24 protein-coding genes are annotated in these 23,150 nt (G+C 70.9%); 12 read left to right on the top strand and 12 right to left on the bottom strand.

Annotated elements, in window-relative coordinates; translation table 11 throughout:
* Positions 1 to 2: 2 nt before the first annotated feature.
* From IPM43_04260 to IPM43_04250, 3 genes are read right to left on the bottom strand one after another with little or no spacing between them, the layout of a single operon-like run.
* Positions 3 to 758, bottom strand: a complete 756-nt coding sequence (locus IPM43_04260) for a CoA-transferase (protein ID QQS25594.1) — start codon at positions 756 to 758, stop codon at positions 3 to 5.
* On the bottom strand, positions 755 to 1,654 hold the full coding sequence (locus tag IPM43_04255) for a CoA transferase subunit A (GenBank protein QQS25593.1): 900 nt from the start codon (positions 1,652 to 1,654) through the stop codon (positions 755 to 757). The genes IPM43_04260 and IPM43_04255 overlap by 4 nt, the downstream gene beginning before the upstream one ends.
* A complete protein-coding gene (locus tag IPM43_04250; GenBank protein ID QQS26326.1) occupies positions 1,651 to 2,376 on the bottom strand; it encodes an enoyl-CoA hydratase family protein in 726 nt (241 codons plus the stop codon). The genes IPM43_04255 and IPM43_04250 overlap by 4 nt, the downstream gene beginning before the upstream one ends.
* Positions 2,377 to 2,583: 207 nt before the next feature.
* On the opposite strand from IPM43_04250, the gene IPM43_04245 reads away from it, so the two are divergent.
* Together IPM43_04245 and IPM43_04240 are read left to right on the top strand one after the other, a co-directional pair.
* Positions 2,584 to 3,411, top strand: a complete 828-nt coding sequence (locus IPM43_04245) for a hypothetical protein (protein QQS25592.1) — start codon at positions 2,584 to 2,586, stop codon at positions 3,409 to 3,411.
* A 12-nt stretch (positions 3,412 to 3,423) separates the two neighbouring features.
* Positions 3,424 to 4,194, top strand: coding sequence for an SDR family oxidoreductase (locus IPM43_04240; GenBank protein ID QQS25591.1), 771 nt, complete (start codon positions 3,424 to 3,426; stop codon positions 4,192 to 4,194).
* 161 nt (positions 4,195 to 4,355) lie between these two features.
* Here the strand turns inward: IPM43_04240 and IPM43_04235 are convergent, their stop codons facing one another.
* Together IPM43_04235 and IPM43_04230 are read right to left on the bottom strand one after the other, a co-directional pair.
* Entirely contained in the window at positions 4,356 to 5,543 is a 1,188-nt protein-coding gene (locus IPM43_04235; protein ID QQS25590.1) for a cytochrome P450, read from the bottom strand.
* A gap of 4 nt (positions 5,544 to 5,547) precedes the next feature.
* Entirely contained in the window at positions 5,548 to 5,988 is a 441-nt protein-coding gene (locus IPM43_04230) for a 2,4'-dihydroxyacetophenone dioxygenase family protein (GenBank protein ID QQS26325.1), read from the bottom strand.
* 84 nt (positions 5,989 to 6,072) lie between these two features.
* Here IPM43_04230 and IPM43_04225 point away from each other — a divergent pair, with 84 nt between their 5' ends.
* Positions 6,073 to 7,119, top strand: a complete 1,047-nt coding sequence (locus IPM43_04225) for a histone deacetylase family protein (GenBank protein QQS25589.1) — start codon at positions 6,073 to 6,075, stop codon at positions 7,117 to 7,119.
* A 23-nt stretch (positions 7,120 to 7,142) separates the two neighbouring features.
* On the opposite strand, the gene IPM43_04220 is transcribed toward IPM43_04225, so the two are convergent.
* Both IPM43_04220 and IPM43_04215 read right to left on the bottom strand, forming a co-directional pair.
* Complete coding sequence (locus IPM43_04220) at positions 7,143 to 8,054, bottom strand: TIGR03619 family F420-dependent LLM class oxidoreductase (GenBank protein QQS25588.1); 912 nt, start codon at positions 8,052 to 8,054, stop codon at positions 7,143 to 7,145.
* A gap of 48 nt (positions 8,055 to 8,102) precedes the next feature.
* Positions 8,103 to 8,366 (bottom strand): hypothetical protein, encoded by a 264-nt coding sequence (locus IPM43_04215; protein QQS25587.1) that lies wholly within the window; start codon positions 8,364 to 8,366, stop codon positions 8,103 to 8,105.
* 124 nt (positions 8,367 to 8,490) lie between these two features.
* On the opposite strand from IPM43_04215, the gene IPM43_04210 reads away from it, so the two are divergent.
* The gene (locus IPM43_04210) at positions 8,491 to 9,306 is read left to right on the top strand and encodes a glucose 1-dehydrogenase (GenBank protein ID QQS25586.1); all 816 of its coding nucleotides are present in this window, start codon (positions 8,491 to 8,493) and stop codon (positions 9,304 to 9,306) included.
* A gap of 14 nt (positions 9,307 to 9,320) precedes the next feature.
* Positions 9,321 to 9,617: a DUF952 domain-containing protein gene (locus tag IPM43_04205; protein ID QQS25585.1), complete on the top strand. Its 297-nt coding sequence runs from the start codon at positions 9,321 to 9,323 to the stop codon at positions 9,615 to 9,617.
* 13 nt (positions 9,618 to 9,630) lie between these two features.
* Here the strand turns inward: IPM43_04205 and IPM43_04200 are convergent, their stop codons facing one another.
* Positions 9,631 to 11,061 carry an amidase gene (locus tag IPM43_04200; protein ID QQS25584.1) on the bottom strand — a complete coding sequence of 477 codons (1,431 nt, stop codon included), beginning with the start codon at positions 11,059 to 11,061 and terminating at the stop codon, positions 9,631 to 9,633.
* Between the two features lie 42 nt (positions 11,062 to 11,103).
* Between IPM43_04200 and IPM43_04195 the strand changes: the two genes are divergently transcribed.
* The gene (locus IPM43_04195) at positions 11,104 to 12,384 is read left to right on the top strand and encodes an MFS transporter (GenBank protein QQS25583.1); all 1,281 of its coding nucleotides are present in this window, start codon (positions 11,104 to 11,106) and stop codon (positions 12,382 to 12,384) included.
* 6 nt (positions 12,385 to 12,390) lie between these two features.
* Here the strand turns inward: IPM43_04195 and IPM43_04190 are convergent, their stop codons facing one another.
* Positions 12,391 to 13,233 (bottom strand): hypothetical protein, encoded by an 843-nt coding sequence (locus IPM43_04190; protein ID QQS25582.1) that lies wholly within the window; start codon positions 13,231 to 13,233, stop codon positions 12,391 to 12,393.
* A 104-nt stretch (positions 13,234 to 13,337) separates the two neighbouring features.
* Here IPM43_04190 and IPM43_04185 point away from each other — a divergent pair, with 104 nt between their 5' ends.
* The 3 genes from IPM43_04185 (at position 13,338) to IPM43_04175 (ending at position 17,308) form a co-directional block, all read left to right on the top strand.
* A complete protein-coding gene (locus IPM43_04185) occupies positions 13,338 to 13,700 on the top strand; it encodes an MscL family protein (GenBank protein ID QQS25581.1) in 363 nt (120 codons plus the stop codon).
* 144 nt (positions 13,701 to 13,844) lie between these two features.
* Positions 13,845 to 16,190, top strand: coding sequence for an MMPL family transporter (locus IPM43_04180; GenBank protein ID QQS25580.1), 2,346 nt, complete (start codon positions 13,845 to 13,847; stop codon positions 16,188 to 16,190).
* A gap of 86 nt (positions 16,191 to 16,276) precedes the next feature.
* Positions 16,277 to 17,308 (top strand): hypothetical protein, encoded by a 1,032-nt coding sequence (locus IPM43_04175; protein QQS25579.1) that lies wholly within the window; start codon positions 16,277 to 16,279, stop codon positions 17,306 to 17,308.
* A gap of 38 nt (positions 17,309 to 17,346) precedes the next feature.
* Here IPM43_04175 and IPM43_04170 read toward each other — a convergent pair whose 3' ends face one another.
* On the bottom strand, positions 17,347 to 17,763 hold the full coding sequence (locus tag IPM43_04170) for a DUF2752 domain-containing protein (GenBank protein ID QQS25578.1): 417 nt from the start codon (positions 17,761 to 17,763) through the stop codon (positions 17,347 to 17,349).
* A gap of 82 nt (positions 17,764 to 17,845) precedes the next feature.
* On the opposite strand from IPM43_04170, the gene IPM43_04165 reads away from it, so the two are divergent.
* The gene (locus IPM43_04165) at positions 17,846 to 19,462 is read left to right on the top strand and encodes an ABC-F family ATP-binding cassette domain-containing protein (protein ID QQS25577.1); all 1,617 of its coding nucleotides are present in this window, start codon (positions 17,846 to 17,848) and stop codon (positions 19,460 to 19,462) included.
* A 22-nt stretch (positions 19,463 to 19,484) separates the two neighbouring features.
* The gene (locus IPM43_04160; GenBank protein ID QQS25576.1) at positions 19,485 to 20,396 is read left to right on the top strand and encodes a TIGR03564 family F420-dependent LLM class oxidoreductase; all 912 of its coding nucleotides are present in this window, start codon (positions 19,485 to 19,487) and stop codon (positions 20,394 to 20,396) included.
* Positions 20,397 to 20,403: 7 nt separating this feature from the next.
* Here the strand turns inward: IPM43_04160 and IPM43_04155 are convergent, their stop codons facing one another.
* Positions 20,404 to 20,868, bottom strand: coding sequence for a hypothetical protein (locus IPM43_04155; protein QQS25575.1), 465 nt, complete (start codon positions 20,866 to 20,868; stop codon positions 20,404 to 20,406).
* On the opposite strand from IPM43_04155, the gene IPM43_04150 reads away from it, so the two are divergent.
* Positions 20,855 to 21,463 (top strand): polysaccharide deacetylase family protein, encoded by a 609-nt coding sequence (locus tag IPM43_04150; protein ID QQS25574.1) that lies wholly within the window; start codon positions 20,855 to 20,857, stop codon positions 21,461 to 21,463. The genes IPM43_04155 and IPM43_04150 overlap by 14 nt on opposite strands.
* Positions 21,464 to 21,475: 12 nt before the next feature.
* On the opposite strand, the gene IPM43_04145 is transcribed toward IPM43_04150, so the two are convergent.
* The gene (locus tag IPM43_04145; GenBank protein QQS25573.1) at positions 21,476 to 23,128 is read right to left on the bottom strand and encodes a fumarate hydratase; all 1,653 of its coding nucleotides are present in this window, start codon (positions 23,126 to 23,128) and stop codon (positions 21,476 to 21,478) included.
* Positions 23,129 to 23,150 lie beyond the last annotated feature (22 nt).

Here is a 23,150-nt window from a genome sequence, read left to right as displayed (position 1 = left end):
TCCTAGGAGACCTCGCGGTGGCGTGAACCGCGGGGGTCGAGGCGCGCGAGCACGGCCAGCTCGTCCAGCGTCGGCAGGCGGGTCTCGGGCACACCGGAGTCAGCGCCGACCACAAGGTCGAAGCCGGTGTTCGCGACGACGTCGTCGACGCTCACGCCGGGGTGGACGCTGCGCAGGCGCATGCGATGGTCGGGCGACTCGAAGTCGAGCACGGCGAGGTTGGTGATCACCCGCGGCAGGCGGTGGTGCGCGGCCACCCACGCCCCGAGCGCGTCGGCACGGTCGTAGCCGAGACCGCTCACCATGTCGACGGCCTCGACGAACACGCGCGTCGTGTGCTTGGGGATCCAGAAGCTCGTCGCGTGGTTGATCGTGTTGCCCGGGCCGCCGCGCACGCCGAGCAGCTGGGCCTTCGGCTGCGCCCACGGGCCGATGTTGGCGATGTTCGAGTTGCCGTACGCGTCCATCTGCGTGGCACCCATCATCACGTGGCGGCGGCCACCCCAGAGGGTGTCGAACACGCTGCGGAACGGGATCCACCCCTCGACCAGCTTCTCGGTACCACCGAGGGGCAGCTCGTTGCCGACGAAGAACGCCTCGCCGTCGGAGACGAGCAGGTCCGGCTCGAACGTCGCCCTCGCCAGGCGGGCGCCGAGCATCGGGATCGTGCCCATCCCCGAGGCGAAGATCTCGCCGTCGCCGCGGAACGCCTCGGCGGCGGCGACCACCACCACGTCGGCGAGGCCGATCTCGCTCATCGCCCCGCCTCCGCGCTCTTGTCGCTCTGCTCGCTCAGCCAATCGCCGACTGCGGCCTGGTACTGCGCCTCGCTGCCGGAGAGGAACCGCGCCTCGAAGGCGTCCCACTTGGCGGCGTCTGCCGCGGCGGCGACGTACGCCGCCTGGAACGCCTCGTCGCGGCCGTAGTCCGGTTCGCACGTGGTGAAGTGGGCGCCGTTCGGGGCCTCGATCACGCCGTCGACCATGGAGCGGTTCACCCGCAGCGTGTGGAACGAGCCCTCGTCGAGCAGGGAATCGGTCGGCACCACGCGCTCGCAGCTGAGGAAGCGCCGGCCGGGCTCACAAGCCGACAGGAACAAGTCGTCGAAGTACAGATCGGGGCCGAGGAACTGGGCGTTGCCACGGGCGTCGCTGCGGTTCAGGTGCACGAGCGCGGCGTCGAGGCGAATCGCCGGCACGGCGAGCAGCTCCTCGGCGTCGTCGTACGGCGAGCGCACCGTCTTCAGCGCCGGGTTCACGTCGACCACACCGCTGCCGAGGCCGGCGCGCGTCGGGAGGAAGGGCAGGCGCAACGAGCCGGCGTAGAGCGCCCACTGGAGCATCCCCTCGTCGTACTCGACGGGTTCGGGGATGGTGGCCGCCTGCCGGGCCGCGCGGAAGTGGGGCTCGAGCGCGATCGAGTCGAGCGACACGAAGCCGTAGACCAGCCGGCGCACCTTGCCCGCCGCGCACAGCAGGCCGACGTCGGGGCCGCCGTAGGAGACCACGGTCAGGTCCTTCACCGGCGAGCGCAGCAGCGCGCGCACGAGGCTCATCGGCTTGCGCCGGCTGCCCCAGCCGCCGATGCCGAGCGTCATCCCGTCCTCGAGCGTCGCGACGGCCTGGTCCTCGGTGATCCGCTTGTCCTGCGTCATCGCGGCGACTCCTCGTTCCCGGTGGCCTTCTTCGTGCCGGCGAAGTCGTCGCGCAGCTCGTCGCTGACCCCGGACAGGTTGAGCTCGAACGTGAACCCCTGCTCGAAGCGGTAGGAGCGCTTCACGTCCCACAGGTCGATGCCGTTCAGGCTCTCCTTCGCGGCGCGGATGACCGTCGGCGACTTGGCCGCGATCTGACCCGCCACCTCGAAGGCCGCGTCGCGCAGCTCTGCGCGGGGTACGACCCGCAGCACGCTGCCCCACGCGTGCAGCTCCTGCGCGGTGGCGTTGGCCGAGGTGTACACCATCGCCCGCATCTTGTGCTGAGGCACCAACCGGGCGAGGTGCGTGGCCGCGCCGAGCGCCCCCCGGTCCACCTCGGGCAGGCCGAAGAACGCGTCGTCGCTGGCCACGATCACGTCGCTGTTGCCGACCAGGCCGATGCCGCCGCCGACGCAGAACCCGTTGACTGCCGAGATCACCGGCACGGCGCAGTCGTAGACCGCGGCGAACGCGGCGTAGCACCCCCGGTTCGCGCCGATCAGGACGGTGAAGCCCTCGGTGTTCTGCATCTCCTTGATGTCGACGCCGGCGTTGAAGCCCCGGCCCTCGGCGCGCAGCACGACGGCGCGCACCATCTCGTTCGCGCCGAGCCGGCGGACGACGTCGGCGAGCTCGAACCACTCGGCCACTGTCAAGGCGTTGACCGGCGGGCAGTCCATGACGACCTCGCCGATGCCAGTGCCGTCGATCGCCGAGGTGATGCCCACGAGGGAGCGATCGTAGCCGCCTTCTGACGCACCGTCAGAAAGCGGCCACGGGCCCCCTGCGGCCTCGCGGCGGGGCTGCGGGCTTTGGTCCCTACCGAGGCCGTCCACCGCGGCGCATGTTGGAGCCGAAAGGATCGGCTCTGCGGAGCTGGGATGGCGATGTCGCGGAAGAGCAATCGCTGGCTGCTGGCGATTGGGGCGCTTCTCCTCGCCGCGGCGGCGGTGCTGGTGGTGACGAAGGTGATCGGCGGCGGTGGGGCCAAGGACGCGCGCGGCGCCCTCGTCGGGTACTGCCGGCGCCAGGCGCCGCTCGCGGTGTTCGAGTACCCGAGCCCGGTCCCGGGAACGCAGTATCAGCTGTCGGTGGCGCCGAGCGAGTGGGACTTCACCGAGCCCGTGCACGAGCACGGCTTTCCCGACGAATCCGGGTTGATCTACCCCGACGCCTGTGGGTCGCTGGAGCCACTCGCGCGCCGCGAAGGCTCCCCGCCGGAGAGCGTCGACCCGACCGAGTCCTCCTCCTACGGCTGGTACTTGGTGCGCCACGCCGATGGTGAGGGGTGGGTGCACTTCTACGATGCCGCGCTCGACGAGGGGATCCGCGCCAGCCTGGCGGGCCTGGAGCTGGCCACCTTCCCCGAGGCCGAGCCGGGGCTCTTCGACCTCGCGGCCGGAATGACGTCGAGCGCGGAGGCAGGTGATCCCTGTGGCGCCGGCACGGTGTGGGTCTTCTACCAACCCACCGTCACCAACACCGGCACCGGTACGGGCCCACGCAGCTTCCAGGTGCAGATGGCCGACTCGTCGGCGGAGCTGGAGCGGGTGGTGACCGTCGAGCTGGTGCGCGGTCTGCAACCGGGTGAGACCCTGCGCTTCGGGTGGATGCGCTCGGGCTGGATGGAGATCGACCCGGACCACCTCCTCGACGAGCCCGACGACGACAACGGTGCCGGCGGCAGCGCAACCGAGCTCGTCTGCCGTAGCTAGGTTGACGCCGGTATGGGCATCGCCATCGACATGTCCGGTCGCGTCGTGCTCGTGACCGGGGGAACGAAGGGTGTCGGGCGGGGGATCGCGCAGCGGTTCGCCGACGCCGGGGCCACCGTTGCCGTGTCAGCCCGCAACGAGCCCGACGACCTCGCGCCGGGCTGGTCGTTCCACCCCGCCGACGTGCGCGACGGCGAAGCTGCGTGGGCGATGGTCGACGACGTCGTCGCCCGCTGCGGACGCCTCGACGTGCTCGTCAACTCCGCCGGAGGGGCTCCGCCGGCCGACACGACGAGCGCCTCCCCCCGGTTCACGGAGCGCATCGTCGCCCTGAACCTGCTGTCGGCGATCTACTGCTCCCAGCGCGCCAACCACCACATGCAGCAGCAGGCCGACGGGGGGTCGATCGTCAACATCGGCAGCGTCACCGCGCAGCGCCCGGCGCCGACCGTCGCTGCCTACGGGGCGGCCAAGGCCGGGCTGGCCAACTTCACGCTCACCGCCGGGCAGGAGTGGCTGCCGAAGGTGAGGGTCAACTGCGTCACGTGCGGCATGATCCGCACCGAGCAGGCAGCCCTGCACTACGGCGACGAAGCGGGGATCGCCCGGGTCGAGGCGACGATCCCCCTCGGCCGTCTGGCGTGGCCGCACGAGGTCGGCGACGCCTGTGTCTTCCTGGCCTCACCCCTCGCGTCGTACGTGAGCGGGGCGAACCTGATGCTGCACGGCGGGGGCGACCGGCCTCCATTCCTCGAAGCCGCCAGCGCCTCGTCGGCCCGCTGAGGCCGCGGCCTCGCTCAGCCGAGGCGGGCGTGCGCGCCGGCGGAAGTGCGATATCTCAAGACAGACGGGTGCTCTGACATATCGCACTTCCAGCCGGACCCGGAGAAGTGCGATATCTCAGGACAGACGGGTGCTCTGAGATATCGCACTTCCGGTGGGGCTCAGCCGGGTACGAGCGTGAGCGGCGCGCGGCGGATGCCGGCGATCACCGGCGAGCGGGTGCGCTCCACCGGGCCGGCCGGCTCGATGCGCTCGAACCGGTCGAGCATCACGTCGAGCACGGCGGTGATCTCGCGCCGGGCCAGCGCGGCGCCGATGCAGTAGTGCGCACCGAAGCCGAAGGCGACGTGGTGGTTGGGGCTCCGCGCGATGTCGAAGCCGGCCGCGCTCGGCCCGAACTCGGCCTCGTCCCGGTTCGCCGAGGCGTACAGCAGCACCACGTGCTCGCCGGCGGCGATGTCGGCCCCACCGAGCGAGGTGTCGGCCACCGCGGTGCGCATGAAGTAGATGACCGGCGTCGCCCAGCGGAGGATCTCTTCGACCGCGGTCGGCAGCAGCGATCGGTCGGCCCGCAACCGCCGCCACTCGCCGGGATGCCCGGCGAACGCCGCCAATCCCGCCGACAGCGTGTTGCGCACCGTCTCGTTGCCGGCGGCGAGCAGCTGCACGGCGAACATCGACACCTCGAGCTCGCTCAGCCCGGCCGCGGCGAGCAGCGAGAACACGTCGTCGGCCGGGTGCTCGCGCTTCTCGGCGACGGCCGCGACGAGATAGCGGATCATCTCCGCCTGCAGCGCCTGGCGCTCGGCCGCGGTGTGCGCGGTGGCTCCCGGGATGGAGATCTCGCTCCAGAGGTAGAACCGCTCCCAGTCCTCCCAGGGGACGCCGAGCAGCTCGCAGATGACGAGCAGCGGGTAGGGCACCGCCAGCTGCTCGACCACGTCGACGGGCTCGCCCGTGGCCACCGCGTCGAGCAGCCTTGCCGCGTGAGCGGCGAGCCGCGGCTCGATGGCGCGCATCGCGGAGGGTCGGAACGCCGGGGCGACGAGCTGGCGGTACCGCGTGTGCTCGGGCGGGTCGGTGTGCATCATCGTCGGGGGCGAGGGGTAGGTGGTGCCGATCTCGAACACGAGGATCCCCTCGCCCGAGCAGAACCGGACCGGATCGACGGAGGCCTCCTGCACCGGAGCGTGGTGGGTGGCGAGCCACCAGCCGCCGACGTCGTTCCACACGACCGGCCCGCGGGCGCGCAGCTCACTCAGATGTGCCCACGGGTCGACGCCGTGGTCACCGGCGAAGAAGCCCTCGACGAGCACAGGCTCGGCAAGCGGCTCGTGCTGGCGGGTCAAGGGCTCAGGCGCCGATCACCGCAGGCTTGCCGAGACCCTGCATCTCGGCGAGCGCGACGTAGGCAGCCAGCGTGCGCTGGGCGTCGGAGACGCTCTCGACGTTGCCGTCCGCGTCGAGGTTCAGGTTCGCGCCGCGCATCACGAAGATGACCTCGGTCTCGACTCCGTCTTCGGGCACCTTCAGCGTGTGCAGGCTGAACGCCGGCTCGTGCACGTAGCAGCCGGCGGTGTAGTCGACGCCGTACTCCACGTAACGCCAGCAGCCGCGGATCGTGTACGCGTCGACGTGGCCGGTGTGGATGTGCTTCGGCGCGCTGAACCCGGGCTGGAACACGTTGTGCACCACCCACTCGCCGATGCCGAGATCCACCCGCACCAGGCGCAGCTTTCCCCCGGGTATCTCCACCCAGGGGGTCGAGGTGCTGTCGGCGGGGACGTACCCGATACCGGGGTCACCGAGGGCTTGGATCGCGAGCGCAGCCATGGCGGGGAAACTAGCCGTGGCCGTGCAGACGTACGCTCAGCGGGCGTGCACGCCGTCTGGTCATCGCGCCATCGCCTCCACGCCCCCGAGCACGAGCTGCACCTCGGCCGGGCGATCCCCACCTACGAGCGCCCGGAGCGGGCCGAGCGCATCCGCGCCGTGCTGGCGGGCGACGAACGCTTCGAGCTCGTCGAGGCCGACGAGCACGGGCGTCAGCCGATCGATGCCGTGCACGACCCGGGCATGGTCGACTTCTTGGAGACCGCGTTCGCCGAGCTGGCTGCGCAAACCGGGAGGACCGAGCTGTTCCCCGAGGTCATCCACCACGCCGGGCTGCGCGAGAAGATGGGCCCGGGCCGGGCCCCGAGCGGAGCCGAGGCGGCGTTCGGGTGGTGGTGCTACGAGACGGCGACGCCGCTCGTCGAAGGCACGTACGCCGCCGCGCGGTCGTCGGTGGACGTCGCGCTGAGCGCAGCAGAGCTCGTGCTCGCCGGGGAGAGCGCCGCGTACGGGCTGTGCCGGCCGCCCGGGCACCACGCGGCCCACGGCGCGTACGGCGGCTTCTGCTTCTTCAACAACGCCGCGGTCGTCGCGCAGCACGTCACGGCGAGGTCGGGGGCCAAGGTGGCGGTGCTCGACGTCGACTACCACCACGGCAACGGCACCCAGCAGATCTTCTACGACCGTGCCGACGTGCAGTTCGTGTCCCTGCACGGCGACCCTGCGCGTGCGTACCCGTGGTTCACGGGCTGGGCCGACGAGACCGGCACCGGTCCCGGCGCCGACACGACGCTGAACTTCCCGCTCGCGGCCGGGACGTCCGACGACGAGTACCTCGCCCGTCTCGCCGACGCGTGTGAGGCGATCGCCCGCTTCGGGGCCGAGCTGCTCGTCGTCTCGCTCGGCGTCGACACGTACTGGAACGACCCGATCTCCGACCTGGCGATGACCGCCGACGGCTACGAGCGCTGCGGCGGCCTCGTCGCCGGGCTCGACCTGCCGACGGTCGTGCTGCAAGAGGGCGGCTACGACATCGATGCCATCGGCGACAACGTGCACCGCTGGCTGACCGGTCTCGCTCGGCGCGGCTGACGCGGGCGCCGAGTGGTCGCGGGTCAGGTCTGGAGGGGCAACAGCACGCCGGCCGCATCCTCGAGGTGAGCGACCCAGTCGTCGTCCGACGCGGGTTCGAGGATCGGGAGCACGACGAACTTCGACGTGCCGACCGCCACGAAGCCGGCGATCAGCTCCACGAGCGCCTTCCACCCGCACGGGACGAGGACCCGCGGGTCGGCGAGGTCTGGGCGTCGGGCGGCGAGGCCGGCGACCAACGCGTCGGGCAGGTCGGCCTCGGTGCGGGCGTAGGGGACCAGCGCTCCGAAGTGCTCGGGGTCGATCGTGCGGCCATGCTCGGCGGCCACCTTCTCGACCGATGCGCGGCCGCGCTCGGCGTCGGCCGGAGTGACGAAGCTCGGCAGCCAGCCGTCACCGACTCGCCCCACCCGGGTGAGCTCCGTCGCGGCGATGCCGCCGAGCCACACGTCGGGCGGTCGCTGCACAGGCTTGGGGAGCACCCGCAGGCCGTCGTAGCGGAAGAAGGTGCCGTCGTGGTGCACGACGTCGTCGGTCCAGCAGGCGCGCACCACCGCGAGCGCCTCGTCGAAGCGGCGCGCCCGCTCCTTGCGCTCCACCCCGAACGCCTGCTGCTCGTTGGGGTCGGCGACACCGAGCCCGAAGGCGGGCAGCAGACGGCCACTGCTCAAGCGGTCGAGCGTGGCGAGCTCCTTCGCGAGTACCACCGGGTTGCGCCCGGGCAGCACCATCACGCTCATCCCGAGCTTCAGCCGGCTCGTGCGTCCCGCCGCGTAAGCGAGAGCTACGAGCGGATCAGGCGCTTCGGCGCCGATGCGCTCCGACAGCCACAAGCTGTCGAACGCCAGCCGCTCCAGCGTGTCGACGAAGGTCGCGAACGAGGTGTCGTTCAACGCGGTGCGCATACCGAGGCCGTAGCCGATCCGGACCTTCATCCTGGCTGTCTAGCGCCCCCGCTGCGCGGCATGCGCAGCGGGAGCGGCTCACCCACGGATCGGGCGTGTGCGCAGCGACCCGGAGGTGTTGAACCAGCCGGCGAGCGAGGCGACGAGGATCGTGCCGACGACGAGAGGCATCTCGGCGACGCCGGCCACGCCGTGGAGGACGAGCGCAGCGAGCGCGGCGACGGTGCTGACGACTGCGGCGAGCAGGAACGGCGACACACGTACGCTCGGGCGGCGCGACACGGTCGTGTGCCTTGGCTGCGTGGCCGACGTGGTGGCCTGGGCGATGGTGGCGGTCGTCATCTCTCGTCCTCCTGAGGTGCCGAGCATCGCGCGGCAATCGCCGATTTCAACCGGATTTCACGTGACTGCAGCGGTCGTCATCGAATCGGAACGCGCGCCTGGCGCCGCTCGTAACCTGCACGTCATGTCCGTCACCGAACCGACCAGTTCGCGCGTTTCTCGTGACCCCGACCACGCGCTCGACCCTCTCGCTCGGTTCCGGTTGGACGGGCGCACGGCCGTCGTCACCGGAGCCTCTTCCGGGCTCGGTGACCGCTTCGCCCGGGTGCTCCACGCGGTGGGTGCGAACGTCGTGCTGGCCGCCAGACGACTCGACCGGCTCGAGGCCCTCGCGGCCGAGCTTCCCGGCGCGCTGGCCGTCACCACCGACGTCGCCGACAGCGCCGCGCGCGAGCGGCTCGTGGCCGCGGCGGTGGAGCGCTTCGGACGAGTCGACGTGCTCGTCAACAACGCCGGTGTCGGCCAGAAGGTGGCCGTGGAGGAAGAGTCGCTCGACGTGTTCCGCGACGCGATCGAGGTGAACGTCACCGCGGTGTGGCACCTCGCCAAGCTGTGCGCCGCGCACATGATCCCCGCCGGTGGCGGCAGCATCGTCAACGTCGCGTCGATGCTCGGCCACGTCGCGTCCACGCCCGTCAAGCAGGCCCACTACTGCGCTTCGAAGGGTGCTGTGGTGAACCTGACGAGAGAGCTGGCGGTGCAGTGGGCCCGCAAGGGCGTGCGGGTGAACGCGCTGTGCCCGGGGTGGTTCCCGTCGGAGATGACCGCCGAGATGCAAGACGACGCCGGCAGCCAGCGCTTCGTGCAGCAGAACTCGCCGATCCCGCGCATGGGCGAGTCGCACGAGCTCGACGGCGCGCTGTTGCTGCTCGCGAGCGACGCCGGCTCGTTCGTCACCGGTCAGAGCATCATCGTCGACGGCGGCTGGACGGCCCGGTGATCTACCACCTCGCCATGCGCGCGGACTGGGAGCACGCCCGGGCTGAAGGCGCCTACACCACGTCGACGCGGGGGCGCACGCTCTTCGAGGAGGGCTTCATCCACGCGAGCACTGCCGCCCAGGTCGCCGGCACCTACCAGCGGTTCTACGCCGACACCGATGCCGGCGAGGTGGTGCTGCTCCTCATCGACGAGGAGCGCCTGCGCGCCCCGGTCGTGGTCGAGCAGCTCGGCGACGCCGCGGAGGCGTACCCCCACGTGTACGGACCGATCGGGCTCGACGCCGTCGTCGAGGTGCGCCCCTACCCCTGAGCCCCCGCAGCGCTCAGCCCGGGTGACGGTCGGCCCACGGGGCGGCCTGCTCCAGCTGAGCGGCGACGCGCAGCAGCAGGTCTTCGCGGCCGTAGGCGGCGACGAGCTGGATGCCGATCGGCAGCCCGTCCGCGTTCCAGTGCAGCGGCAGGCTGATGGCCGGCTGACCGCTCATGTTGAACGCCGGCGTGAACGGCACGTACTGACCGGCGCGGTACATCGGGGCAACCGGGTCGGCGGGGTCGTTGGCGAACGTGCCGATCGGAACGGGCGGCTCGGCGAGCGTCGGCGTCAGCAGCAGGTCCCAACCAAGCGTCCACCACGACTGCACCGCACGCCGGAACGACACCGCCGCGCCGAGCGCGAGCGCGTGGTCGACGGCGCTGAAGTGCTGGGCCATCTCGGATTGCGCCCAGTTGACCCCCTCGACGTCGTCGGCGGTGAGCTTGCGCCCGATCAGTTCGCCGAAGCGCTGCACCGACGTGCCCATGTTCGTCGCCCACAGCGCGCCGAACTGGGCGCCGACGGTCGGGTCGGCGAGGGCGGGCGGGAACCCCGGTTCGACGTCGTGACCGAGCGACGTGAGCAGCCGCGCCGCGACGTGCGCGGCCTCCATGCAGTCGGCGTGCACGGCGTCGCCGCGCGGCGAGCGGTCGAGCAGGCCGATCCGCAGCCTGCCCGGGTCGGCGCCGAGGCTCGAGTACGGGCGGGTCGGAGCGGGGGCGATGACCGTGTCGCCGACGCCGGGTCCCTGCACCGCGTCGAGCAGCGCCGCGGTGTCACGCACCGTGTGGCTGACGCACAGCTCCACGCCGAGGTTGCTCTCGTCGCGCAATGGGCCGAGCGAGATGCGGCCCTGGCTCACCTTCAGCCCGACGAGCCCGCAGCACGACGCGGGGATGCGGATCGAGCCCCCGCCGTCGCTCGCGTGGGCGATCGGCACCATCCCTGCGGCGACGGCCGCGGCCGCTCCCCCGCTCGACCCGCCCGGCGAGCGCGACGTGTCCCACGGGTTCCGGCACGGCCCCCACGCCTCGGGCTCGGTCGTCGGCAGGCTGCCGAGCTCGGGGCTGGAGGTGCGCCCGAGGGTGACGAGCCCCGCCGCCTTGAAGCGGCTGACGAGCGTCGTGTCGATGTCGGCGACGTAACCGGCCTCCTTCAGCGCGCGGTTGCCGTTGGTGACGGGCGTGCCGGCCTCGTAGGCCCACAGGTCCTTCAGCAGGAACGGCACGCCCCGGAACGGCCCCGCGGGCAGATCGCCCGCCGCTCGTTCACGGGCGCGGTCGAACCAGCGGATGATCACCGCGTTCAGTGGTCCGTCGAGCGCCTCGATGCGTTCGATGGCGGCCTCGACCAACTCCGGAGCGCTGACCTCGCCGGAGGAGACCAGCTCTGCCTGAGCGGTCGCGTCCAACCAGCGGGTGTCGTCGGCAAGTGCGGACATGGGGCCGAGGTCTAGCACGGCGCCTAGGGCTAGCTTGCCCGGATGGTGGACGACGCCCCTGCCGGCCGAGCGCCGGCAGACGGCCTTCCGTCGGGGCGGGAAGTGCTCGCCGACCGCACGGTCAGGTCGTTCCTCGTCGCGGCCACCGTCGCTTCGCTCGGCTCGATGCTGCAGGCCGCCGCTCTCGCCAAGCAGCTCTACGACATCACCGACTCCGAGCTCGCGCTCGGTCTGCTCGGCCTGGCCGAGTTCCTGCCGGCGGCCTTGCTCGTCGCCGTCACCGGATCGGTCGCCGATCGCTTCGACCGCCGCAAGGTGGCCGCGATCGGTCTCGTCGGCGAAGGCATCTGTAGCGCCCTGCTCGCCTGGTACGCGCTCGGCGACCCGACCTCCGCGATTCCGATCTACGGCCTTGCCCTCGCCTTCGGGGCCTCACGCGCGTTCGTCAGCCCTTCGGTGCGCTCCATCCCCCCACTGATCGGCCCGGCCGGGGGGCTGCCCCGCCTGGTCGCGCTGTACTCGGTCACGTGGCAGTTCGGCTTGATCGTCGGGCCTGCGTCCTCCGGCTTCCTGTACGACGTCGATGCCGCCGTGCCCTATCTCGTCGCGGTGACGATGTTCGTCACCGCGTCGGCGGCCGTGCTCTCGCTGCGCCTCTCCCGGCCCCAGCACCGCACGCCGGCGAGCGAGCGGCCGAGCTTCCACCACGCGATGGAGGGGCTGCGCTTCGTGCGTGGCAACCCGGTGCTGCTCGGGGCGATCGCCCTCGACCTGTTCGCGGTGCTGTTCGGCGGCGCCGTCGCCCTGCTGCCGGCGATCGCCGAGGACAGGCTCGGCGTCGGCAACGTCGCCTACGGCTGGCTGCGCGCGGCGCCGGGCATCGGCGCGGTGTTCGTCACGCTCTTGCTCGCCGTTCGTCCGGTGCAGCGCCGCGTCGGCCGCGTGCTGCTCGTGTCGGTCGGGGTGTTCGGCGTGGCGACGATCGTGTTCGGCCTGACGACGAGCTACGCGGTCGCGTTCGGCGCCCTGCTCGTGCTGTCCGGCGTCGACGCGATCAGCGTGTTCATCCGCGCCACCATCGTGCCGCTCGCCACCCCCGACGAGATGCGAGGTCGGGTGATGGCGGTGGAGAACGTCTTCATCGGCGCGTCGAACGAGCTCGGCGCGTTCGAGTCCGGTGTGACCGCGCACCTGCTCGGCGTCGCGCCGGCGGTCGTCCTCGGCGGGGTGCTGACGTGCGTCGTGGTGGGCATCTGGTGGACGCGGTTCACGGAGCTGCGCGACATCGATCGCTTCCAGGACCTCTACTCCCATGACCCCTAGGGGTCGTCAGCGGATGATGCTGACCAGGACCGTGCCGGCGATGGGGACGATGATCGCGGCGAGCACGAGGAAGACGAGCGCGTAGACGGCGAAGTTGTACGACTGGTCGCGCGGCGGGTTGCCACAGGCGCCGATCGTCTCGTACAGCGCCTTCATCGGCTGGTCGACGCACTTGTGGATCCGCCGGCGTGACACCGCCGCCGCGTAGAGGACCACCCAGGCCAGGGCGAACAACAGCAGGACGACGGCGGCGACGATGACGACCTGCACCCAGGCGCTGCCGTCGTCGCCGAACACCCCGCTCACCAAGCGGCTGACGCCGCTGACGATGCTCGACAAGAAGGCGCCGCCGAGAAGGAACGTCGGCAGGCCGAGGGCCTTGCCCTTCAGACCCCCTTCCACCTGCTCGGCGTCCGTCCGCGCGAGCTTCAGCAGGTACCGCTCCGGGCTGTCCCAGGGGGCGTTCGCCTCGCGGCGCTCGTAGAGCCGGCGAACACGCTCGACGAGGGTGTTCTGGTGGCTCTTCACGATCCAGCGGTTCACCTGCTGCACCGCGAACTGGGCGATCGGGGTCAGCGGCCCGAGGCGGGGCATCTTCGCCGGGCGGGCCCCGTTGCGGTCGAGCACCTCGAGCGAGCGCATCGCCAGGTGGTGCGCTTCCTCGAAGCGATCCGGGCGCCACAGCGGCCTGATCTTGGACAACTCACGGACGATGTCCTGCTCCGGCTTGCCCGTGCCGCCGATCTCCTCGAGCAGACGCCCCTTCTCCTCCGGGGTGTCGGCGCGCAGCACCCGCAGCGCGTCGATCCGGTCGAGGAGGAGATCGCTCTCGTCGGACGCCTTGTCCATGCTCGGAAAGTAGCGGTTCGCGCGTCCCGGCTCCGTGGTGTGCTCCAATGACGCCACACCCGACCAGCCGGGACCGCGTGGTCCCGGAACTTGAGGAGCACTACATGAAGAACCTCTGGGAAGACTTCAAGGCGTTCGTCAACAAGGGCAGCTTCTTGGAGATCGCCATCGCGTTCGTGATGGCGCTCTTCTTCGCGCCGGTCATCATCGCGATCGTGGACGGCGTGATCATGAACCTGATCGCGGCGATCTTCGGTCAGCCGAACTTCGACTCGATCACCATCGACGTCGGCGACAGCAAGCTGATGATCGGCAGCGTGCTGACGGCGATCGTGCAGTTCGTGATCGTCGCGTTCGTGCTGTTCTTGATCCTGAAGGCTTACAACAAGATGCGCCCACCGGCGGAGGCGGGCCCGACCGAGGTCGAGCTGCTGACCGAGATCCGCGACGCGCTGCGCAACCGCTGAGCAACCGCTCCGCCGTGGCGTCAGCCGACGGGACGTCGGTCACACTCTAGGGATCTCCGTTCCCCGCGGGGCGTTGGAGGGGCATACTCCAACGCCAGTTCGCTCGCGGCCCTCCCCGCCGCCTGACCCCCTCGGGAGCTTCCCGTGTTCGCTCGTCTCGGTTCTTGGTGTCACCGGCGTCGCCGTCTGGTGGTGTTGCTGTGGCTCGTCACGCTCTTCGCGCTCGGCGGTATCTCGGGCGCGGTGGGGTCGGACTTCCGTGAGGAGTTCACGATGCCCGACGTCGAGAGCCGCAGCGGCTTCGACGTCCTCGACGAGCGCTTCGGTGGTGAGGGGGCGGGCGTCGCGGGCACGATCGTCTTCCGCGCCGAGCAGGGCGTCGACGACCCCGAGGTGCGGGCCGCGATGGAGGATCTCTTCGCGGAGCTCGACGCGCGTGACGACATCACGGTGGCCAGCCCGTACGCCGAGGGGGGTGAGTTCCGCATCGCCCAGCAGGGTCCCGAGGCCGGCCTCATCGCGTTCGCCGACATCGAGATGCCCGAACACACCTCGTTCTCCGACTCCGCCGCGGTAGGGGAGCTGATCCTCGAGCGCGTCCCCGTAATCGAAGGCCTCCAGGTGGAGGTGGGCGGGCAGCCCTTCGCGGAGTTCGAGACTCCCGAGTCCGAGGTGCTCGGGCTGGCGTTCGCGATCGTCATCTTGATCGTGGCCTTCGGATCGGTGCTCGCGATGGGTCTACCCGTCGGCGTCGCCCTGGCCGGGATCAGCGTCGGCACGATGCTGCTGCTGCTGTCGACGAACTTCCTCGCGGTGCCGGACTTCGCGCAGTTCCTCGGTCTGATGATCGGCCTCGGCGTCGGCATCGACTACGCGCTGTTCATCGTCACCAGGTACCGGGAGAACCTGCACCATGGCCACTCGGTGGAGGAGGCGTCGTCGATCGCCATCGACACCGCCGGGCGGGCCGTCGCCTTCGCCGGGATCACGGTGGTGATCTCCTTCCTTGGCATGCTCGTGATGAACGTCGCGTTCGTGTCGGGCCTCGCGATCGGTGCCGCGCTCGTCGTGCTCACCACCGTCGTCGCTTCGCTCACCTTGCTGCCCGCGCTGCTCGGCTTCGCCGGCGAGCGCATCGAGGTCACCAGGTGGCGAGGCCTGATCTCAGCCGGGCTGGTCGCGATCGCCCTGGTCGGCGTCGGCCTGAAGATCTCGCCGCTGCTGCTCGGCATCCCGCTGGCGGCCGTCGTCCTCGTGGCCAGCTTCGCCATCCGCCCCCTGCGCAACCAGGTGCCACGGCGCCCGCCGCGCCCGCTGCGCCAGACGATCGCCTACCGCTGGAGCCGGCTCATCCAGCGTCGCCCTTGGCCGGCGGCCATCGCCGGCACGCTCGTGCTCGCCATCGTCGCGTTGCCCGTGTTCGGCATGCGGCTCGGGTTCTCCGACGAGGGCAACTTCGCGGAAGGCACCAGCACGCGGCGCGCGTACGACCTGCTCTCCGACGGGTTCGGGCCGGGATTCAACGGACCGCTGCTCTTGACGACCGTCCTCGCCGACGGGCAGTCCTTCGCGGAGCTGGAACCGGTCACCGCGACGCTCAGCGCCGACCCGGGCGTGGCATTTGTGTCACCGGCCATCCCGAACGACCCCGCGGCACCGACGGCCGTGGTGTGGCGCGTGATCCCGAAGACCTCGCCTCAGGACGCGGAGACGACCGAGCTCGTCAACCGTCTGCGTGGCGATGTGCTGCCCCCGATCGAGGACTCCATCGGATCCGACGTGTTCGTCACCGGCTTCACCGCCGTCGGCGTCGACTTCTCCGATTACCTCGCCTCGCGACTGCCGTACTTCTTCGTCGCCGTGCTGGTGCTCTCGTTCCTGCTGCTGATGACGGTCTTCCGCAGCGTGCTGGTGCCGCTGAAGGCAGTGATCATGAACCTGCTGTCCATCGGTGCGGCCTACGGCGTCGTGGTGGCGGTGTTCCAATGGGGTTGGTTCTCGGACCTCACCGGTGTGGAGCCGGCACCGATCGAGCCGTTCATGCCGATGATGCTCTTCGCCATCGTGTTCGGGCTGTCGATGGACTACGAGGTGTTCCTGCTCTCGCGGGTGAAGGAGGAGTGGAACCGCACCCGCGACAGCCACCTGTCCGTGGCCAACGGCCTCGCCGCCACGGCGCGGGTGATCTCGGCCGCCGCGGCGATCATGGTGTTCGTGTTCGGCAGCTTCCTGCTCGAGTCGGACCGGGTGATCAAGCTCTTCGGAGTAGGGCTGTCGGTGGCCGTCCTCCTCGACGCAACGATCGTGCGCATGCTGCTCGTGCCGGCCACGATGGAGCTGCTCGGCGACCGCAACTGGTGGCTGCCGCGCTGGCTCGACCGCATCCTGCCGACGATCAACGTCGAGGGGCATCCCGACGAGGTCGACGAGTGGGATGACGACACCGGCGAGCCGCGCATCCCGGTCGGGGCGAGTCAGGCGCAGGGGTAGGCGCGGCCAGCGCTCGGGCGCCCTGGCCGGGGCGTTCGGCGCGGTGACTTGAACCGCGTCCGCCCGTCCGGTGGACTTGACCGACCATGCCGCTTCGCCCGACGATCGCCGCGCTGCTCCTCGCGGCGCTCGCCCCCGCGCTGATCGGCTGCGCGCCGAGCGGCGACGCGGTCGCGAGCGAGGGTGGTGACCTGGGTGCTGGTGGGCGCAGCACCGTGGCCGGAGTCGGTCAGGCGCCGCCGTCGGTGCCGACGGTCGACACCTTGCCCGTGACGCCGGGCACGTTCTCGAGCGGCGAGTCGATCCCCGAACGCGACCTCCTCGTCGGCGGCTCCGCGGATGGCAACCGGGTGCTGCTGCTCGGCGACTCGATCCTGTCCGGGTTGTCGCGACGGCAGACGAACCTGGCCTGCCAGACGCTCGTCCCGCTCGGGTGGGCCGTCGCTGTCGAGGCCGAGACCGGCCGCTTCGTGGACTTCGGCCTCGAGGTGCTCGAGGACCGCCCCGGGTCCACCTGGGACGCCGCGGTCGTGCTGCTCGGGACGAACTACCGCGGCGACCAGCTCGAGTACGCGGCAACCCTCGGACAGATCCTCGACGAGCTGGGCGACATACCGGTGGTGTTGCTCACGGTGAGCGAGTTCGAGCCCGACCGTGCCGAGGTCAACGCGGCGATCGCTCGAGAAGTATTCACCCGGGACAACATCTGGGTCGTCGACTGGGCGAGCATCTCGCAGGCCTCCGGCGTGCTCGCCGGCGACCGCATCCATCCCACGTCGAAGGGCCAGGGCCTGCTGGCGACGGCGATCGCGCTGGTTCTCGGACGCGCGCCCGAGGGGTCGGGCGCGGGTCAATGCCTCGGCTCGGAGCACACCGACGACTCGTCCGGCGGCGGCTCGGGTGCGTCAGGCGGGGGCGGGTCCGCGCCGTCGAGTACGCCAGGTGGGAGCTCGGGCAGCTCAGGCGGCGGTTCCAGCGTGACGGCGACCACGAGCGCGCCGCCGGGCAGCGACGTCGAGACGACGGTGCCCAGCCCGCCGGCGACCGACGTACCCGTGACCGACCCGCCGACGACAGCCGAACCGCCGCCGACGGAGCCCGCCGAAGAAACCGGGTGACTCGCTGAGGGGGCATCCGAGGGTCGCGCCGTGATCCGTCAGGGGGCGAGGGCGTCGAAGGCGGCGAAGTTGCGCAACACGGTGAAGGTGCCTACCGCCACGGCGAGTGCAGCCCACACTCCGGCCGGGACTCGCCGCGCCCAGGTGGGGGCCGGGCGCCCGAGCGAGACCGCGAGGGTGGCCCACCAGCCGAGGGCGATCGCGGCGAGGACGAGCGGCACGAGGAGGTTGGAACCGAGTGCCGCGGCCACGTCGCCGCGCAGCAGGTGGTGGGTGGCCCTCGTCAGCCCACAACCCGGGCACCAGAGACCGGTGGCCGCATGGAGCGGGCACGGCGGCAACCATCCGCCTCGGCCCGGCTCGACCATCCCGACGTACACGGCTGCACCGGCGAGCGTGGCGCCGGTCGCGACCACCCCGCGAACCGGGTAGGGCGCCGGTCGAGCTGCGTGCATCGGCGTCGATCCTAGAAGCAGGCCGGCCGGCGCGCTGGCGACGTCGGTTGTCACCTGCGGGCCGCTCCCACACACTGGTGCGGTGCTGCAGGCCCACGGCGTATCGGTAGAGGTAGGTGGCCGGCTCGTCGTCGAGTCGGCCAGCTTCACCGTGATGCCGAAGGACAAGGTGGGCATCGTCGGTCGCAACGGCGCCGGCAAGACCAGCCTGCTGCGCGTGCTCGGCGGTGCTGCCGAGCCGGCTGCGGGCCGCATCGTGCGCAAGGGCGGCATCGGCTACCTCCCCCAGGATCCGCGCATCGAGGGGGTCCCCGACAGCCGCCAAGGAGTCACCCACGTGCTCTCCGGGCGCGGGGTGGACGACGAGCTGGTGCGCATCGAGAAGCTGCGCATCGCGATGGAAGAGGCGCCGACCGACCGCAACGTCGCGCGGTTCAGCCGCGCCGAAGAGGCGTTCGCGATGAACGGCGGGTACGCGGCCGAGGCCGAGGCCCGCTCGATCGCCGCCGGGCTCGGCCTCGGCGCCGACCGCATGGACCTGCCGATCGGCGTGCTGTCCGGCGGCGAGCGACGACGGGTGGAGCTCGCCCGCATCCTGTTCGCGGGCAGCGATGTGCTGCTGCTCGACGAGCCGACCAACCACCTCGACCTCGACGCGAAGTCGTGGCTGATGGGCTTCCTGCGCAGCTATCGCGGCGCGCTGCTGGTGATCAGCCACGACCTCGGCCTGCTCGACGAGGCGATCACCAGGGTGCTGCACGTCGACCGCGCGTCCGAGGATGCCATCGGCAGCGTCGTCGAGTACCGCGGCACCTATAGCCAGTACCGAGCAGCGCGTGCCGCCGACGAGGTGCGTCTCGCGAAGAAGGCCTTGCTGCAGCAGAAGGAGATCGCCAGGCTGCAGACGGTCGTCGACCGCTTCGGGGCGAAGGCGACGAAGGCCTCGATGGCCCACAGCATCGAAAAGCGCATCGACCGGCTGGAACACGACCGGGTGCACGCCCCCCGTCACGGCAAGCAGATCGCGGTCAGGTTCCCAGACCCGCCGCCGTGCGGGGAGACCGTGCTGACCGCGAGCGGGCTGTGCAAGGCGTACGGCGGGCCGCCGATCTTCGAGGACCTGGGCTTCGACGTCGGCCGTGGCGAGCGCCTGCTGGTGCTCGGGCTGAACGGCGCCGGCAAGACCAGCCTGCTGCGCATCCTGGCCGGCGAGACCGACGCCGACCTCGGCGACTTCCGCTTCGGCCACCAGGTGACGGTCGGCTACTACGCGCAAGAGCACGACAACCTGGACCCCTCGGCCTCCTTGCTCGACAACCTGCGCGCCGAGGTGCCGGCGAACCTGGTGCTCACCGAGACGGTGCTGCGCGGGCTGCTCGGCATGTTCGGACTGTCGGGAGAGAAGGCGTTCCAGGACGCGGGCACGCTCTCTGGCGGCGAGAAGACCAAGCTGGCGCTCGCGATGCTGATGGTCGGGCGCAACAACCTGTTGCTGCTCGACGAACCGACGAACAACCTCGATCCGCCGAGCCGCGACGCGGTCGCCGACGCCGTCGCCGCATGGAAGGGCACGGTGGTGTTCGTCAGCCACGACGCCGAGTTCGTCGGCCGCCTCTCACCGACGAAGGTGCTGCTGATGCCAGACGGCCAGCTCGACTACTTCGGCGACGACTGGCTCGAGCTCGTCTCGCTGGCCTGAGCGACCCGGTACGGTTCCCGAGATGCACTTCGGGATCTTCGGTGGTTCCTTCGGCGACGGCACCATCGACGCGGCGGTCGCCGAGGCGAAGGCGGTGGAGGCGGCCGGCTTCGACAGCTTCTGGCTGCCGCAGATCTTCGGCCACGACGCGCTCACCGTGCTCGCCGTGATCGCGCGCGAGGTGCCGCGGATCGAGCTCGGTACGAGCGCCGTACCGACCTACCCTCGCCACCCGATGATGCTCGCCCAGCAGGCGCTGAGCGTGAACGCGGCCGCTGCGGGCCGGCTGTGCCTGGGCATCGGCCTGTCGCACCAGATCGTCGTCGAGGGGATGTGGGGCCAGTCGTTCGAGAAGCCGGTGCGCCACATGCGTGAGTACCTGAGCGTGTTGATGCCTCTGCTCGAGAGCGGCACCGTCGGTTTCGACGGGGAAGCCTTCCGCGTCCACGGCACGGTCGCCGTCCCCGGCGGCACGCGACCGGGTGTCGTCGTCGCCGCGCTCGGGGAGCAGATGCTGAACGTCACCGCGGCGCTGGCCGACGGCACGCTCACGTGGTGCACCGGGCCGAAGACGCTGGCCAGCCACACCGTGCCCACGCTGCGCGCCGCCGCCGAAGCTGCCGGGCGCGAGCAGCCCCGCGTCGTGGCCGCGCTGCCGGTGTGCGTCACCGACGACGTCGCCGCCGCCCACGACCGTGCCGCAGCGGTGTTCCAGGTGTACGGCCACCTCCCGAGCTACCGGGCGATGCTCGACCGCGAGGGTGCCGCCGGGCCCGCCGACATCGCCTTCGTCGGCGGCGAGGCCGAAGTCGAAGACCGCATTCGCGCGTTGGCCGGGATCGGCGTCACCGATTTCGTCGCTGCCGAGTTCCCCGCCCACGCGGACGAGGCCAAGCGCACGCGTGCTCTGCTCGCGAGCATCGCCGCGGGCTGAGCGAGAGCTAATCTCGGCAGCGGTTGGAGCGGGGCCGAGGCGCCCAGATCCTGGAGCGGGCAGGGAACATGCGCAGACGAACGCTGCTGGTGGCGACTGCGCTCGGCGCCGCGCTCGCGTCCCAGGCGGTCCTCGCGACACCGGCTGCACCCGCCACGCTGCCTCCGGCGACGACCGGGCCCACATCGACCACGACGACCACGACTCCGACGACGACGACGACGCCCACGACGACGACGCCGCCGCCGACTCCCACGACGACGACGCCGACGACGACACCGGGCGGGGGGGTGTCGATCGGGCTCGCGACCGGCCCGTACCGTCTCGCCGGGCGGGGCACCGTGGTGCAGGTCACCCCGACATCGGCGCCGCCGCCGGTCACGGACTGGAAGACGGGTTCGGTGCCGAATTGCACCCCCGGCTCCTTGATCCGCGGCGTCGATACCGGCGGGCGGCGGATGGTCTCGTTCACCTTCGACGACGGGCCGTGGCCGCACCACACGCAGGCGATCATGGACTCCTTCGCGGCGCGCGGGCTGACGGCGACGTTCTTCATGATCGGCCAGAACCTGGCCAGCTACCCCGACATCGGGCGCAGCGTCGTCGCCCGCGGCTTCGCCGTCGGCAACCACGCGATGTCGCACCGGTACAGCACGTCGGTGATCGCCGCCGAGGTCGCGCAGATGAACTCCTTGATCGCGGTGGTGCTCGGGGTGCGCACCCCCTACTTCCGCTCCCCGGGGCTAACCGAGGGCTCGTCGATCCAGTGGGCGCTCGCCAACTCCGGGCAGTGCAACCTGTTCACCAACGTCGACCTACGTGACTGGATCACGCCCCGCCGCACCGCGTCGCAGCTCTGCGCGTCGTTCGCGAACAGCCTCGGGCCGGGCCAGATCGTGTTGCTGCACGACGGAGGTAGTCACTCCCAGACCGTGGCGGCGGTGCCCTGCATGCTCGACGTCGCGGCCGCCCGCGGGTACGAGGTGGTGCCGTTGCACGAGTTGCTGGCTGCCGGCCGACCGTTCGAGCGTCGCGGCCTCGCGACGTCGCCCGCCGTGTTCGAGTGAGGCGCGGCGTGATCAGCCGAGCGTGACCGGAGTTCCCGGGAACTTCGCCGCGTCGACGAGGTCGAAGAAGTCGTTGCCCTTGTCGTCGACGACGACGAACGCGGGGAAGTCCTCGACCTCGATCCGCCACACCGCCTCCATGCCGAGCTCGGGGTACTCGAGCACCTCGACCCGGCGGATGCAGTCCTGCGCCAGGCGGGCCGCGGGGCCACCGATCGAGCCCAGGTAGAAGCCGCCGTGGCGCTGGCACGCGTCGGTCACCTGCCGGCTGCGGTTGCCCTTGGCGAGCATCACCATCGAGCCACCGGCGGCCTGGAACTGGTCGACGTAGCTGTCCATGCGGCCCGCGGTGGTCGGCCCGAAGGAGCCACTCGCGTACCCGGCGGGCGTCTTCGCCGGGCCGGCGTAGTAGACGCAGTGATCCCGCATGTACTGGGGCATGCCCTGCCCGGTGGCGAGGCGTTCGGCGATCTTCGCGTGCGCGATGTCACGGGCGACCACCATCGGGCCGGTCAACATCACCCGGGTCTTCACCGGGTACCTCGACAGCTCGGCGCGGATCTCCTCCATCGGGCGGTTCAGGTCGATCCGCACGACGGCTGCACCGTCGAGCTCTCTGCCGGTGATGTCGGGCAGGAACCGAGCCGGGTCGGTCTCGAGCTGCTCGAGGAACACCCCCTCGGCGGTGATCTTGCCGATCGCCTGGCGATCGGCACTGCACGAGACCGCGATCGCGACGGGGCAGCTCGCCCCGTGGCGGGGCAGGCGCACCACCCGGACATCGTGGCAGAAGTACTTCCCCCCGAACTGCGCGCCGATGCCGGTCTGCTGGGCGAGGCGCAGCACCTGTGCCTCGAGCCCGACGTCACGGAAGCCGTTGCCGGCCGGGCTGCCCTCGCGGGGGAGGGTGTCGAGGTACAGGGCGCTCGCGAGCTTCGCGGTCTCGAGCGCGATCTCTCCCGACGTGCCCCCGATCACGACCGCCAGGTGGTACGGCGGGCAAGCCGCGGTGCCGAGCGACTTCATCTTGTCGAACAGCCACGGCAGCAACGCCTTCTCGTTCAGCAGCGCCTTCGTCTCCTGGAACAGGTAGCTCTTGTTCGCGCTGCCGCCGCCCTTGGCCATGAACAAGAACTTGTAGCTGTCGCCGTCGACGGCGGCGATCTTGATCTCGGCGGGCAGGTTGTTGTCGGTGTTGCGCTCGTCGTACACGGTGATCGGCGCGAGCTGGCTGTAGCGCAGGTTGCTGGTGCGATACGTGTTGTAGACGCCGCGGGCGATGGCCTCTTCGTCTCCGCCGCCGGTGAACACCATCTGGCCCTTCTTCGCCTTCACGATCGCCGTGCCCGTGTCCTGGCACATCGGCAGCACACCGCCGGCGGCGATGTTCGCGTTCTGCATCAGGTCCATCGCCACGAAGCGGTCGTTCTCGCTCGCCTCGGGATCATCGAGGATGTTGCGCAACTGCTGCAGGTGTCCCGGGCGCAGGAAGTGCGCGATGTCGTGCATCGCCTGCTGCGTGAGCAGCGTGAGCGCCTCCGGTGCGACCTTCACGAATCGCCCCTCAGGCGTGTCGAAGCTGGAGACCCCCTCGGTGGTGAGCAGGCGCAAGGGGGTGTCGTCGGGCCCGAGCGGCAGCATCTCGGTGAAGGCGAAGTCGGCCATGGCGGTCACGCTAGGCCCGAGC

It is taken from the genome of Actinomycetota bacterium (genome assembly GCA_016700055.1).
Classification (GTDB): domain Bacteria; phylum Actinomycetota; class Acidimicrobiia; order Acidimicrobiales; family Ilumatobacteraceae; genus Kalu-18.
The sequence above is the reverse complement of the archived record's forward strand: the minus strand, read 5'-3'. Positions and strand labels throughout refer to the sequence as shown.